Source organism: uncultured Streptococcus sp. (assembly GCF_963525625.1).
In the GTDB taxonomy this organism is placed as follows: domain Bacteria; phylum Bacillota; class Bacilli; order Lactobacillales; family Streptococcaceae; genus Streptococcus.
Window position 1 is genome coordinate 1 of record NZ_CAURLD010000032.1, and the last position, 13,996, is coordinate 13,996.

General features: G+C 43.6%; 14 protein-coding genes. 8 read left to right on the top strand and 6 right to left on the bottom strand.

Annotation, left to right across the window (positions count from 1 at the left end; translation table 11 throughout):
- Positions 1–41 precede the first annotated feature (41 nt).
- The 5 genes from RYK49_RS11150 to RYK49_RS11170 form a co-directional block, all read right to left on the bottom strand.
- Positions 42–620 carry an AAA family ATPase gene (locus RYK49_RS11150; RefSeq protein ID WP_314865720.1) on the bottom strand — a complete coding sequence of 193 codons (579 nt, stop codon included), beginning with the start codon at positions 618–620 and terminating at the stop codon, positions 42–44.
- Positions 620–1,180, bottom strand: a complete 561-nt coding sequence (locus RYK49_RS11155; protein ID WP_314830838.1) for a GNAT family protein — start codon at positions 1,178–1,180, stop codon at positions 620–622. Before RYK49_RS11155 ends, RYK49_RS11150 begins: the two co-directional genes overlap by 1 nt.
- A gap of 237 nt (positions 1,181–1,417) precedes the next feature.
- The gene (locus tag RYK49_RS11160) at positions 1,418–1,672 is read right to left on the bottom strand and encodes a DUF1912 family protein (RefSeq protein ID WP_268683329.1); all 255 of its coding nucleotides are present in this window, start codon (positions 1,670–1,672) and stop codon (positions 1,418–1,420) included.
- Between the two features lie 26 nt (positions 1,673–1,698).
- Positions 1,699–3,060 carry a DUF438 domain-containing protein gene (locus tag RYK49_RS11165; RefSeq protein WP_314865722.1) on the bottom strand — a complete coding sequence of 454 codons (1,362 nt, stop codon included), beginning with the start codon at positions 3,058–3,060 and terminating at the stop codon, positions 1,699–1,701.
- A 2-nt stretch (positions 3,061–3,062) separates the two neighbouring features.
- Positions 3,063–3,293, bottom strand: coding sequence for a DUF1858 domain-containing protein (locus RYK49_RS11170; RefSeq protein ID WP_037617645.1), 231 nt, complete (start codon positions 3,291–3,293; stop codon positions 3,063–3,065).
- A gap of 253 nt (positions 3,294–3,546) precedes the next feature.
- On the opposite strand from RYK49_RS11170, the gene RYK49_RS11175 reads away from it, so the two are divergent.
- From RYK49_RS11175 to RYK49_RS11190, 4 genes are all read left to right on the top strand, one after another.
- Entirely contained in the window at positions 3,547–4,974 is a 1,428-nt protein-coding gene (locus RYK49_RS11175) for a helix-turn-helix domain-containing protein (protein WP_314830836.1), read from the top strand.
- 157 nt (positions 4,975–5,131) lie between these two features.
- Positions 5,132–6,640 carry a glycerol kinase GlpK gene (gene glpK, locus RYK49_RS11180; protein ID WP_314865724.1) on the top strand — a complete coding sequence of 503 codons (1,509 nt, stop codon included), beginning with the start codon at positions 5,132–5,134 and terminating at the stop codon, positions 6,638–6,640.
- A gap of 67 nt (positions 6,641–6,707) precedes the next feature.
- Positions 6,708–8,534: a type 1 glycerol-3-phosphate oxidase gene (gene glpO / locus RYK49_RS11185; RefSeq protein ID WP_314830835.1), complete on the top strand. Its 1,827-nt coding sequence runs from the start codon at positions 6,708–6,710 to the stop codon at positions 8,532–8,534.
- A 68-nt stretch (positions 8,535–8,602) separates the two neighbouring features.
- Positions 8,603–9,307, top strand: coding sequence for an MIP/aquaporin family protein (locus RYK49_RS11190; RefSeq protein ID WP_060970256.1), 705 nt, complete (start codon positions 8,603–8,605; stop codon positions 9,305–9,307).
- A 195-nt stretch (positions 9,308–9,502) separates the two neighbouring features.
- Here the strand turns inward: RYK49_RS11190 and rlmD are convergent, their stop codons facing one another.
- Entirely contained in the window at positions 9,503–10,873 is a 1,371-nt protein-coding gene (rlmD, locus tag RYK49_RS11195) for a 23S rRNA (uracil(1939)-C(5))-methyltransferase RlmD (RefSeq protein ID WP_314830834.1), read from the bottom strand.
- Positions 10,874–10,928: 55 nt separating this feature from the next.
- On the opposite strand from rlmD, the gene RYK49_RS11200 reads away from it, so the two are divergent.
- The 4 genes from RYK49_RS11200 to RYK49_RS11215 all read left to right on the top strand — a co-directional run bounded on the left by RYK49_RS11200 (position 10,929) and on the right by RYK49_RS11215 (position 13,573).
- Positions 10,929–11,705 carry an aminoglycoside 3'-phosphotransferase gene (locus RYK49_RS11200; protein ID WP_314830833.1) on the top strand — a complete coding sequence of 259 codons (777 nt, stop codon included), beginning with the start codon at positions 10,929–10,931 and terminating at the stop codon, positions 11,703–11,705.
- Positions 11,706–11,731: 26 nt separating this feature from the next.
- Positions 11,732–12,508, top strand: coding sequence for a recombination regulator RecX (recX, locus tag RYK49_RS11205; protein ID WP_314830832.1), 777 nt, complete (start codon positions 11,732–11,734; stop codon positions 12,506–12,508).
- Positions 12,509–12,594: 86 nt separating this feature from the next.
- Positions 12,595–13,128 (top strand): DUF402 domain-containing protein, encoded by a 534-nt coding sequence (locus RYK49_RS11210; RefSeq protein WP_002896978.1) that lies wholly within the window; start codon positions 12,595–12,597, stop codon positions 13,126–13,128.
- 127 nt (positions 13,129–13,255) lie between these two features.
- Positions 13,256–13,573 (top strand): DUF960 domain-containing protein, encoded by a 318-nt coding sequence (locus tag RYK49_RS11215; RefSeq protein WP_002899683.1) that lies wholly within the window; start codon positions 13,256–13,258, stop codon positions 13,571–13,573.
- Positions 13,574–13,996: the final 423 nt, after the last annotated feature.

A 13,996-nucleotide genomic window follows, 5' to 3' on the forward strand; every position in this document is an offset into this window, starting at 1 on the left:
CAGCCTCAACCTCGGCTGGATTGTATTTAGGTGAAAGTTCTTTAGACATGTGTGTGTCCTTTCTCTATTGTATTCATTTTATTTTGAATCTGCTTGGCAACTTCGGCTGCAGACAGATTCGTATTATTTATTTTAAGGTAGTGATGTAGCTCATTCGGTTGGATTTTAGAATTTAATTGAAGGGTTTCAGTGGTCTTTAAAATTTCTCTTTCAGATATCTCAATATGCCGTTTCAAGTGCTTGTGCTTCAACCGGTTCTCCGTTTGATTTCGACGTAAACGCTCCTCAAGACTTGTTTCCAACTCAACAAACAGAATCTCTTGATGAAAGTTATCCAATAAATCCTGAATTTGCTTTAAATACATCAGCTGGTACTGATTTGAAAAATCAATTACGTCAGTTAAAATTACTGATCGCTGATTTCTTGCACTTGCTCCAAGGAAAGAAAAGGTGATTCCACGAACAAATTCCCACATTTCCTCTGTAAAGTCCTGATAGATTTCTAATGCAAAATCGATGGCTTGATGGTTATAAAAGAGGGTAGCATCTGTCAGTCGAGATAACTCTTGACCAATCGTCATTTTCCCAGAAGCCGGAGCCCCAATGATGAAAATGTGCATCAAACCACCTCCCACTCACTCCTCAACAACCCATACCTCAAATCATCACAGCGATTGCCCTGAGCATCTTTGCGGTCTCGGATGCGAGCTTCGAGGGTGAAGCCAAGCTTCTCTGCGACTCGTTGACTTTGGACATTGTAGCCAAAACAAGACAATTCAATTTTATGAAGATTCAATTCTTTAAAAGCCACATCAATCAAGGCACGCGCTGCTTCTGGGACATAACCTCGTCCCCAATAGTCTGGATGCAAGGTATAGCCAATCTCCAGTACATCATCTTCGTGCCGGTGGTTGAAATCCACAGATCCAATGATCTTATCCGTCCCTTTGACAACAATCCCATAGCCCGCTGGGAGATTCTCCTTTTGATTGCGCTCGGGCAGAATATGCTCCAGATAATAAATCTCATCTTCCAAGGTCTTGACGGGCGGAAAGCCTGCAGGGTAGGAGACTTCTGGCAAACTGGCGTAGGCATGGATATCCTCAGCATCAGCCACTGTACGGACTCGTAAGACGAGGCGCTCCGTTTCTAATCGTTCTGGTAATTGTGCTTGCTCCATCTTCCTATCTCACTTTCCATAAAAAAAGTCCCTGCCATATCCATGACAGGGACGAATCAATATCCGCGGTACCACCCAATTTCGGGCAACGCCCGCAACTTTGTTTATTTCAATTTATCATCTCATCAGCAACCAGCTTTGACACATTTGTGGACTTCTCAGCACCGCCACTTTCTGTAAAATGTGGGATTCAAAACACCTCTGATGAACTTATTCTAACACCTTTCCAGTGAAAAATCAATAATTTCTCTCACCCAAAAGTCCATCTGGCAGGTCATTAAATCCCTTGCCCGCCTGATAGTTGGCAAATTTCCCTAAAAGGAACTGGTAGGCATCAAGACGACTTTCATAGCGAATGGCCGCTTCCTTAGCCCGCTCGTCCTGGTCCGCCTCGTAGACTGCCTGACTCTCCTTGAGCGCCATCTCGTTAATCATGATCTGGGTCTTGACCCAAGCTTCAAACTCCTGTAAAAATTCCTGTTCGTAACTCATGTTTCTCACTTTCTAACTGCAAATACCTAGTCCAAATCTCGGTAAAAATCACTGTCAATATCACGAAAGGGCTGAATGTCCTGCACATACTCCAGCACCCCCTGAAATTCACCATCCTCATCCCGCACCGCCGCATAGGTCACATGGACAAACTTGCCCCGCGATTCCGACTTGAACCACATTTCAAACTTATCCCGCTCTCCTTCACGCAGAGCCTTGAAAATCCGCCGCACCTTGTCCAAAAACTTGGGCGGGTGACAGAGCTCGACATTGCGTCCTATCTGGGACGGCATCCGCTTGAAAATCATCTCGTCCGCCGGCACACTGTCATTATAATACTGGAAAATATCGTCCTTATTGACAAAGGTAATCTCCATGGGCAGATGATCCAAAATCAGATTGGCCTCCACCACCGACAGATAGCCATGACCAAAAGGCTGCTGGGAGTCCCGATTAAAGGCTTGCTCCTTCTTTTCCTTAGGCTGAAAGGAAATGGTGACCTGACCATCCGGCGTATCAATAACCTGCTCAAATCTGACATCACTAGTCTGTTCTCTACTGGCTGGCGCTTCGCTTCCTTCATCAGCAGCATCCCCAGCTTCCTCCTCCGAGAATGAGTGGCGTGCAGGAATCCATTTTTCCGTTGGTTTGATGATGGCATAGCCATAAGCATCGCTCTCCTCAGCAATCTTGAGCCAGTCATCCTGATGAAAGGACTCGAGGAGAATCATCAGTAAAATAGACTCTTCCTTGAAAATCATAGCTTCAAACTCAGCAGCAAAAGTCTCAAACTTGTCCTTGACTTCTTGAATCGAAGTATCAGGCAGCTGCTCTGCAGCAATCTTAGCCTCTTGGAAAAGGTCTCGAATCTGGTCGTCTACGCCCCACATGACCTTGGGTGGCGAATCGTGGCCGTAGCTCTCCATGATAGGAAACATAAGCTCTTCCTTACGCTGATAGTGGATATCAAACTGTCCCACCAAACCCAGCTGGCGCTGGAGTCCCTTGCGGATTTCAGGAAGAAGCTCCTCATCTTCTGTGCTTTCATAGGTAGATAGGAGTCTTCGAACCCGCATAAGGGCAGCCCGCAGCGCTAGATTTTCCTGCTTAAAAATCTGAACGGGATGGCCTGAATGGTCGGTATCAGCCACCTCCACATCCTGAATGGCACCTTTAAAGAGGTTGGCATGGACATTACAGAGGGACATGACATCTTCGAAAGTCACTCCCGTATCTGAGTTCATCAGCTCATGCTCCATCAGGCTGATCTCAATAGCAGACACTCCAGTAAAATGCTCGTTGAAGAGCTCCTGAACGGACTCTGCAGAAGCTCCGTTATGTAAATCCAGCAAGATAGACTTGAGGACTTCAATGCGTTCAGTAGCCATTCCTAAATCCCCACCACTTCATAGCCGTTTAATTCCAGAGTTTGCTTGATTTTATTCAGGTCAATGCCATTCATACCAGCGCCTTTTTTGATAGAAACCACGCGCCCAACTGTATTACGCATGACAGGATTGGCCAGAGGCTTAAAGCCTAATTCTACCAGAACATCCAAAACCTCGGGCTGCTTCTCAATCACTTCTGCCACTGGGATAGACAAATCAATCACATTATCCATAGCTGTTCCCTCATCGTCATTTTTCTACAATTATACCATAAAAAATCTATCAGACCCAAAGCAAAAAAGTGAGAGAGATTACTCTTCTTATGCTTGTTCAAAAGAAATGGAATAGCGAATTAAGATAGACATAATGACAGATTGTTTCAATTTATTATTTCCTTAGACAACGATAAGAAAATATAAAGCACATTGCTTCGTCTTTTTTCCCTTTTGTGATAAGCTAAGATTAGTGAATTGAAAGGGTTTTCGTATGTATCTTGCAGACTTGATGGAAAAGAGTGAAGCGGGCCAGTTTATCGTTCTTGCTTATTTACAACAGCATTCTACATCCAATTTGAAGGCTGTCATATCCGAAACAGAATTCTCAAAGGCTACTTTGACCAAGTACATTAGCCTGATTAACGACAAGGCTGTGGACCATCATGTAGCCTTATCCATCCAGCTTCAGGACGAAACGCTCAGTCTGTCCATCGGTTCTGATACCAAGGGACGGGATATCCGCAGACTCTTTTTGGGCAATGCTGTCAAATACCAGATTTTAAACTACTTGCTCTATCATCAGCAGTTTTTAGCCCATCAATTAGCTCAGGAACTGATGATCAGTGAAGCAACCCTCGGCCGCCATATATCTGGGCTAAATCAGATTTTATCAGAGTTTGAGCTATCTATCCAAAATGGCCGCTTAAAAGGTCCTGAGCACCAGATCCGCTATTTTTATTTCTGCCTCTTTCGCAAGGTCTGGTCCAGTCAAGATTGGGAAAAAGAACTTCAAAAACCAGAAAGAAGGCAGGAAGTTGCCGTCTTAGAAGAACTATGCGGAGCCCAGCTCTCTCAAGGGCAGCGATTGGACTTGGCCCTTTGGGCACATATTACCCAACAACGCCTAAGAGTCAATGCCTGTCAATTTCAAAATATTGAGCAGAAAATGCAGGGCTATTTTGAAAATATCTTCTACCAACGCTTGCATCGCCGGACAAATGATTTCTTTGCCGGACAGCACATCACTCTGAGTCAGGAAGATGGCGAAATGATGATTTTCTTTTCATTTCTGCTTTCCCATCGGATTTTACCCCTGCACACCATGGAGTATATACTGGGCTTTGGCGGTGAAATTGCCAGTCTGATTACGCAACTGATTCAAGAGATGAAGTCTCAGGACTTGCTAGGTGACTACATTGAAGACCAAGTGACCTACGAACTCAGTCAGCTCTGCGCCCGCGTCTTTCTTTTCCGAGGCTATCTCTTGCAAGACAAATACAAGCATGATCTGGAATTGCGCCATCCTTACTTATGGAGCGAAGACGATCATCGACAAGTGGCAGACACTATTTTTAGCAAACTGCCTATTTTTCAGCAGGGAACATCTCTGGATAAAAAGGTTTTGTGGGAATGGCTCCAGCTGATGGAATACATTGCTGAAAACGACGGTCAAGTCATCAAGATAGGCATGGACTTGACAGATAGCTTTATCGTTGTTTCTAGGATGACGGCCATTTTAAGACGGTACTTAGAGTACAATCGCTTTATTACGATTGAATCCTACGACCTTACCAGAAATTATGACCTCATCATCACCAACAATCCTATTCATCAGACCCAGCAGGTTCCTATCTATTATTTAAAAAATGACTTGGATTTGGAAGATTTGGCTCAAATCCGTCACATGATATTTCATTAAGAAACTTGGAGAAATCCAGGTTTCTTTGTGATTTTCGCACAATCTCCTCAGATTTTTTTAAAATTTAAAAAAAGTTGATAAAAAAGAAAGCGTTTTATTTTATATACTAGTTACTGTAGAGGAAACATCCTCAAGATTTTTACCAGGAGGACAGTTCATGTCACAAGAAAAATACATCATGGCCATCGACCAAGGAACGACTAGTTCCCGCGCCATCATCTTTAACAAAAAAGGAGAAAAAGTTAGCTCCAGTCAAAAAGAATTTACTCAGATTTTCCCTCAAGCTGGATGGGTTGAGCACAATGCCAATGAAATTTGGAACTCTGTTCAATCTGTTATCGCCGGCGCCTTCATCGAAAGTGGAGTCAAACCTAATCAAATCGAAGCAATCGGAATCACCAACCAGCGCGAAACAACTGTCGTCTGGGATAAGAATACAGGCCTTCCTATCTACAATGCTATCGTTTGGCAATCTCGCCAGACCGCTCCTCTGGCTGAACAGCTGAAAAGCCAAGGCTATGTGGAAAAATTCCATGAAAAGACTGGTTTGATTATTGACGCTTACTTCTCAGCAACTAAGGTTCGTTGGATTTTGGACCATGTAGAAGGCGCTCAAGAGCGAGCAGAAAAAGGAGAATTGCTCTTTGGTACCATTGATACTTGGTTGGTTTGGAAATTGACTGACGGTGCGGCTCACGTGACGGACTACTCAAATGCAGCTCGTACCATGCTTTATAACATTAAAGAACTCAAATGGGATGATGAGATTTTGGAAATCCTCAACATTCCTAAGGCTATGCTGCCAGAAGTTCGTTCTAACTCTGAAATCTACGGTAAGACAGCTCCATTCCATTTCTACGGTGGAGAAGTGCCAATCTCAGGTATGGCTGGGGACCAACAGGCAGCCCTCTTTGGGCAGTTGGCCTTTGAACCAGGTATGGTCAAGAATACTTATGGAACAGGTTCTTTCATCATCATGAATACTGGGGAAGAGATGCAGTTGTCTGAAAATAACCTCTTGACAACGATTGGTTACGGAATCAACGGCAAGGTTTACTATGCCTTGGAAGGTTCTATCTTCATCGCAGGAAGTGCCATTCAGTGGCTTCGTGATGGACTTCGCATGGTTGAAAATTCACCAGAGTCTGAAAAATATGCTCTCAATTCTCACAACAATGACGAAGTTTATGTCGTACCTGCCTTTACAGGTCTAGGGGCTCCATACTGGAATCAAAATGCTCGTGGTTCAGTCTTTGGCTTAACTCGTGGAACAAGCAAAGAAGACTTTATCAAGGCTACTCTGCAATCCATCGCTTACCAAGTACGCGACATCATTGACACTATGCAGGTGGATGCCAAGACTGCTATTCAAGTCCTCAAAGTCGACGGCGGTGCTGCTATGAACAACTTCCTCATGCAGTTCCAGGCTGACATTTTGGGAATCGATATCGCCCGTGCTAAAAACTTAGAAACGACTGCTCTCGGTGCAGCTTTCTTGGCAGGACTGTCAGTAGGCTACTGGAAAGACTTGGACGAACTCCGCACTCTCAATGAAACTGGAGAACTCTTTGAGCCGTCTATGAATGAATCCCGCAAGGAACAACTCTACAAAGGATGGAAAAAAGCCGTTAAGGCAACTCAAGTCTTTGCAGAAATCGACGACTAAAACTGATTTTCATTTGATAATCAAGTCAGTAGAAGCATGAAACGACTAAGTTAGAAAGTGTGTAATTATGGAATTTTCAAAGAAAACACGTGAATTATCGATTAAAAAAATGCAGGAACGCACCCTGGACCTCCTGATTATTGGTGGTGGGATTACCGGTGCTGGAGTAGCCTTGCAAGCGGCAGCTAGTGGTCTGGAGACTGGTCTGATTGAAATGCAGGACTTTGCTGAAGGGACTTCTAGCCGTTCTACCAAACTGGTCCATGGTGGCCTTCGTTACCTCAAACAATTCGACGTAGAGGTGGTCTCAGATACAGTTTCTGAGCGTGCTGTGGTTCAGCAAATTGCCCCCCATATTCCAAAACCAGATCCAATGCTGCTTCCTGTCTATGAAGAAGACGGCGCTACCTTCAGCCTCTTCCGTCTCAAAGTAGCTATGGACCTCTATGACCTCTTGGCTGGTGTCAACAACACTCCGGCTGCCAACAAGGTTCTGAGCAAGGAAGAAGTGCTAGAACGGGAACCTGAACTTAAGAAGGAAGGCTTAGTCGGCGGTGGTGTTTATCTTGACTTCCGCAACAACGACGCTCGCCTCGTGATTGAAAATATCAAACGCGCCAACCAAGACGGCGCTCTGATTGCCAACCATGTCAAGGCAGAAGGTTTCCTCTTTGATGAAGCTGGAAAGATTACAGGTGTTGTTGCGCGTGACCTCTTAACGGATGAAGTCTTTGAAATCAAGGCTCGCCTAGTCATCAATACAACTGGACCTTGGAGCGACAAGGTGCGCAATCTGTCAAATGACGGTGAGCAATATTCACAAATGCGTCCAACTAAGGGTGTTCACTTAGTAGTTGACTCTAGCAAGATCAAGGTTTCTCAGCCAGTCTACTTTGATACAGGCTTGGGAGACGGCCGGATGGTCTTTGTGCTTCCACGTGAAAATAAAACTTACTTTGGTACGACTGACACTGACTACAATGGCGACCTAGAGCATCCAAAAGTAACACAAGAAGATGTGGATTACCTCTTGGGCATTGTCAATAATCGCTTCCCAGAAGCAAAGATCACAATTGACGACATCGAAAGCAGCTGGGCTGGTCTGCGTCCTCTGATTGCAGGAAACAGCGCTTCTGACTACAATGGTGGTAATAACGGTACAATCAGCGATGAAAGCTTCAATGCACTGATTGCGACTGTTGAAAGCTATCTAGCCAAAGAAAAATCCCGTGAGGATGTTGAAGCGGCTGTTACGCAACTCGAAAGCAGCACGTCTGAAAAACACTTGGACCCATCTGCTGTGTCCCGCGGTTCCAGCTTGGAACGTGATAACAATGGTCTCTTGACCCTTGCTGGCGGTAAAATTACGGACTATCGTAAGATGGCTGAAGGCGCTATGGAGCGCGTGGTTGAAATCTTAAAAGCAGAATTCGACCGCAGCTTCAAGCTCATCAACTCTAAGACCTACCCTGTTTCAGGCGGAGAGCTCAATCCAGCCAATGTGGATTCCGAAATCGAAGCTTTTGCTCAACTTGGTGTATCACGCGGCTTAGACAGCAAAGAAGCCTTCTATCTTGCAAACCTTTACGGTTCGAATGCTCCTAAAGTCTTTGCCCTCGCACACAGTATCGAGCAAGCACCAGGTCTCAGCCTAGCAGATACCTTGTCACTGCATTATGCCATGCGTAATGAATTAGCACTTAGCCCAGTCGACTTCCTACTTCGTCGGACTAACCACATGCTCTTTATGCGGGATGGTTTAGACGCTATTGTAGAGCCTGTTCTAGATGAAATGGGACGCTTCTACGACTGGACAGAAGATGAAAAAGTAGCTTATCGACACAATGTTCAAGCTGCCCTTGCAAATAACGATTTAGAAGAATTAAAAAAATAGAAAGTACGAGAAGAGGCGGTAGGCAAAACAACTGTCTGCCTCCCCTTCTTTTAAATGGAGTAACATAAATGATGAAAGAAATATTTGGCGAATTTTTAGGAACACTGCTCTTGCTCCTTCTGGGAAATGGAGTGGTCGCTGGTGTGGTTCTTCCCAAAACCAAGAGTCACAATTCAGGTTGGATTGTGATTACCATGGGATGGGGGATTGCCGTTGCCATCGCTGCTTTTGTATCCGGCAACCTTGGACCAGCCCATCTGAATCCTGCCCTAACTATCGGAGTAGCTCTGAAAGGTGATTTGCCTTGGGCATCTGTTCTTCCTTACATCCTTGCTCAGTTTGCAGGCGCTATGGTTGGACAGTTCCTCGTCTTCCTACAGTTCAAGCCTCACTATTTGGCAGAAGAAAATCCAGCTAACGTTTTGGGTACATTCAGCACAGGACCAGCTATCAAAGATACCTTCTCTAACCTGATTAGTGAGATTCTTGGAACTTTTGTCCTTGTGCTGACTATCTTCGCTCTTGGACTTTATAAGCTGCAAGCAGGCATTGGTACTTTTGCAGTCGGAACATTGATTGTCGGGATTGGTCTCTCACTTGGTGGAACAACTGGCTATGCCCTCAACCCAGCTCGTGACTTAGGACCTCGTATCATGCACAGTCTTCTTCCTATTCCCAAAAAAGGAGATGGCGATTGGAGCTATGCTTGGATTCCAGTTGTCGGACCAATCATTGGTGCCGTCCTTGCAGTCCTAGTCTTTGGCTTATTCTAATATAACCGATTACCATTGGAGAACACTTGACGAGTGTTCTCTTTTTTTGACTAATTGAGGTGGAGACTAACCTTCCTAGCTTATGCTTAAGATAAAACCATTGCAATCTTGACAAAAGAAAAGGCTTAGCCCTGTATCACAGAAAACCAAGTCTTTTTTAAAACTATTTGTCAACTCTTGCGAGCCATTTTTAAATCAACTCGAGCGCGCGCTGCTTCGTTTAGACAATTTCACCACTGCCTCTGTCCGAGCGGTATGCGGAAACATATCAACCGACTGGATGTAGTGGACATCGTAAACCCGACAAAGCTTGACCAAATCCCGAGCCAGAGTTGAGACATTACAGGAAACGTAGACCATCCTCTCAGGTGCATAACGAACAATTGTCTCCAGCAGCTTATCGTCCAGACCTGTCCGCGGTGGATCGACAATCAAGGCATCCGCCCGATAACCCTCAGCGTACCAGCGAGGAATAATCTCCTCTGCCGTCCCAGCCTCGTAGAGCGTATTGTCAAAGCCCATCCTTTTTGCATTGCGCTTAGCGTCTTCAATGGCCTCAGGGATGATGTCCATGCCACGTAGAGACTTGACCCTTTTAGCAAAGGCAAAGCCGATAGTTCCCACTCCGCAATAAGCATCAATCAAATGGTCTTCTTCCGTTACATCCAGCGCCTTAATTGCCTCTCCATAGAGCACTTCTGTCTGTTCAGGGTTGAGCTGATAGAAAGCTCGAGGCGACAGGGAGAACTCATAATCCAGCACTCCTTCTTGGATAGCCTCCTGGCCCCAGATAATCTCTGTCTTATCCCCATAAATCTCACTAGACTTGCTCGTATGATAATTGACCGCTACTGTCTCCAATTCTGGAAATTCAGCCACTAGGTCTCGGACGACTGGAGAAAAGTCCAGCTTGCGCCCTGTCACAAAAATCATCTGCACCTGACCTGTCTTTCTGGCCCTGCGAATCATGACTGTTCGTACCCCAGCAGTCTTTCTCTCATCATAGATGGGCAGCCTATACTTGCCTAAAAGCCGAGCTACCTTATTGATGATCTGTTGCGTTACCTTGTCCTGAACCAGACAATTTTTTAGCGAGACCAGGTAGTGGGAATTCTGGGCATAAAGCCCCGCCTTGACCTCATCCTTAAACTTCCGAGTCTGAAACTGCAGTTTAGCCCGATAATAGAGCGGCTCCTGCATACCAATGGTCGGACGAATCTCATAGTTTTCGTAGCCAGCTGGCGCAAATTTTTTCAAGGCCTGACGCAGCAAATCTTCCTTAAACTCCAACTGCTTGTCATAGTGGAGGTGCATGATTTGACAGCCCCCGCAGCTATCATAAATCTCACAAGGCGCATCTACCCGAAATTTTGACCGCTTGTTAATGGTCAAGAGCTTGGCCTCGATAAAGTTACGCTGAACCCTGGTCACCTGACAGTAGACTTCCTCGCCTTTCAAAGCCCCTGGCACAAAGACCAGCGTTTTTTTATAAAATCCAATCCCTTCCCCATTAATCCCCATTTTCTTAATTTTCAAAGGGATTCTTTGCTTCACTTTCACATTCATGACTCTATTATACCACGCTATCTCGCATTAGTTGAAAATATGGTACAATAAAAGTATGAAAGCAGAAAAAATATCCCTTCTACTAGCCCAGTTCCCTGAGCAAATACGAACTTATCTAGAGGGAGCCAACTTTTACGACAGCTCCTCACATTCTGCAGCCAGTGTTTTCTATGTTGATACGGGCTATTATTTGAAAATCGACCAAAAAGGCCAGTTATCCCAAGAAGCCACACTTACCAAATGGTTTGAAGAGCAAGGTCTCGGTGTGCCTATCATTCACTACCAAACAACAGATAAAGACTACCTGCTGACTAAAGAAGCAGAGGGCAAGGACGCCCTAGCCTTTCTCCAACAGCCAGAAGAACTTTGCCAAACAATGGCTGCTGCACTAAAAAAACTTCACAGCATCCAACCCCAGCATTTCCCAATCAAACAGCGCCTCCAATGCTATAAAGGGAAAGCAGAGGAAAATTATCGGAAAGGCTGCTTTTATCAAAAAGCCTTACTGCCTCAATTTCGTATCCAAAACCGAGAGGAAGCCTACCAGCTTATCCAAGAGCAGGGACACCTACTGACGTCAGACTCCTTGATTCACGGAGATGCCTGCTTGCCTAATTTCATTCTGAAAGACGCTTCAACCTTCTCCTGCTTTATTGACCTTGGCCTCGCCGGCCTTAGCGACCGCCACATTGATCTTTACTGGGCAATCTGGTCTCTTACTTATAATTTATCTGAACCTAAATATGCAGAGTTATTTCTTGACTACTATGGCAGGAAGGATGTTGATACAGACAAACTGCGCTTGATTGCTGCCTTTGAAGCATTTGGATAAAAGAAAGGACTTTACCAAAATCTCCTATGAAAATCACAAAAATCGAAAAGAAAAAAAGACTCTACCTCTTGGAGTTGGACGACAGTGAAAAGCTCTATATCACAGAAGACACCATCGTTCGCTTCATGCTATCTAAAGGAATGGAAATCACAGAGCAAGAGCTATTAGAAATTCAAGACTATGCCCAATTTTCCTACGGAAAAAATCTAGCCCTTTACCATCTCTCCTTCAAGCAAAGAACTGCCAAGGAAGTTAAAGACTACTTAACACAGCAAGACATCCAACCAGAAATCATCAGCCAAGTCTTGGACAATCTAAAAAAGGATAATTGGATTAATGATAGAAAATATGCTAACTCTTTTATCCAATCCAATCTTCTCACTGGTGACAAAGGCGCTTTTGTTCTCAAGCAAAAACTCAGTCAAAAAGGGATTTCTAGCACTATCATAGAAGAAGAATTGAGCCAGTTTAATTTTACTGAATTAACAGACAAGGTTGCCGGAAAGATGCTCAAAAAATACCAAGGAAAACTGCCCAGCAAGGCCTTACAAGATAAAATACTTCAATCCATGATAAACAAAGGTTTTTCATACAGCCAAGCCAAAACAGCCTATCAGCATTTGGAAATCGAAGAAGACCAAGAAAACCAGCAAGAACTGCTTTATAAAGAGCTAGACAAGCAATACCGCAAGTACTCAAAAAAGTACGACGGTTATGACTTAAAACAACGTCTAACCCAAGCTCTAGCCCGCAAAGGCTATGATTTCTCCGACATCGCTAGCGCCCTGAGAGAATATCTTTAAGATTTCCAATGAAAACTTATGCATTTCTATGAAAATATGTTACAATATAGAAGATGAACTTATAAATTGTAGAAAGTTGGTAAGTTATGAAACTTCCAAAAGAAGGCGACTTTATTACAATTCAAAGTTATAAGCATGATGGGAATCTTCACCGCACCTGGCGAGATACCATGGTACTAAAGACAACAGAAAACGCCATTATTGGCGTTAATGACCACACACTGGTAACAGAAAGTGATGGCCGACGTTGGGTAACACGTGAACCTGCCATTGTCTATTTTCATAAAAAATATTGGTTTAATATCATTGCCATGATTCGCGACAATGGAACTTCATACTACTGCAACCTAGCCAGCCCGTACTATCTGGATAATGAAGCTCTAAAATACATTGACTATGATTTAGACGTCAAAGTCTTTGCTGATGGTGAAAAACGCCTCTTGGATGTAGAAGAATATGAACGCCACAAAAAACAGATGCACTATTCTGATGATTTGGATTTCATTCTCAAAGAAAATGTCAAAATCCTAGTTGATTGGATTAACAACGGAAGAGGTCCATTTTCAGATGCTTATGTCAATATTTGGTACAAACGTTATGTTGAACTAAAGAATCGATAAAGTTGTCAAAGAGCGCAAGCTCTTTTTCTTTTGTCTAATTCGGCCTCACCAGAGGTCAAATTCTTGCAATCTCAAGCATTTTCGGGTATCATATAAGAAAATCCAGACTGTAAGAAAGGAGTCTCCCATGGCATTTACAAATACTCTCGGCCGATATGCCAGCTTTGGCATCATGACGAGCCTCCCTGAAGAAATTGTCGACTCATTCTGGTACATCATTGATAACAATCTCAAAGGGGTCTTTGAACTTCGCCCAGTCCTCAAGTTCGAAATCATCAACCGCCAAGGAAGAGTATCTCTACGATTCTCACAAAAAAACTTCAACACCATTATTTCATTTGATTTAAACTATCAATTTGACCCTTTCTTTCCTAGAAAAGTCTACATCGTTGATAACAAGGGCAAAGAAACCATTATGCTATCTGACGAATACTCTTTGATGTAGTAAATCGAACTCAACACATATAAAAAACCTCTGAAGGCAAGTATTTACTGCTATCAGAGGTTTTTATCTTTAATATTACTCATTTCAAATGGAAAATACATTTGAAGAGCTTGATACATCCTAAACTCCCAGAACACTAGTCTTTAAAATCATACTAAACCTGATTAAGCAATCAAATTCCTTGCTTTCTAATAAGATTATATAAAGAGACAAGATCAGTAGTTCTAAAAGATTGTATTGCTTATTAAATCCGACTATAAGTAAGTAGTCTTAAAAACAAAATATGCTAGCTAAGTCATAGTTACTGAATTCAGTTTATTTTGAAAAACAAAAAGATAGATCAGTATATCTATCTTCTATGTTATCTAGTCGGGAAGACAGGATTCGAACCTGCGACACCTTGGTCCCAAACCAAGTACTCTA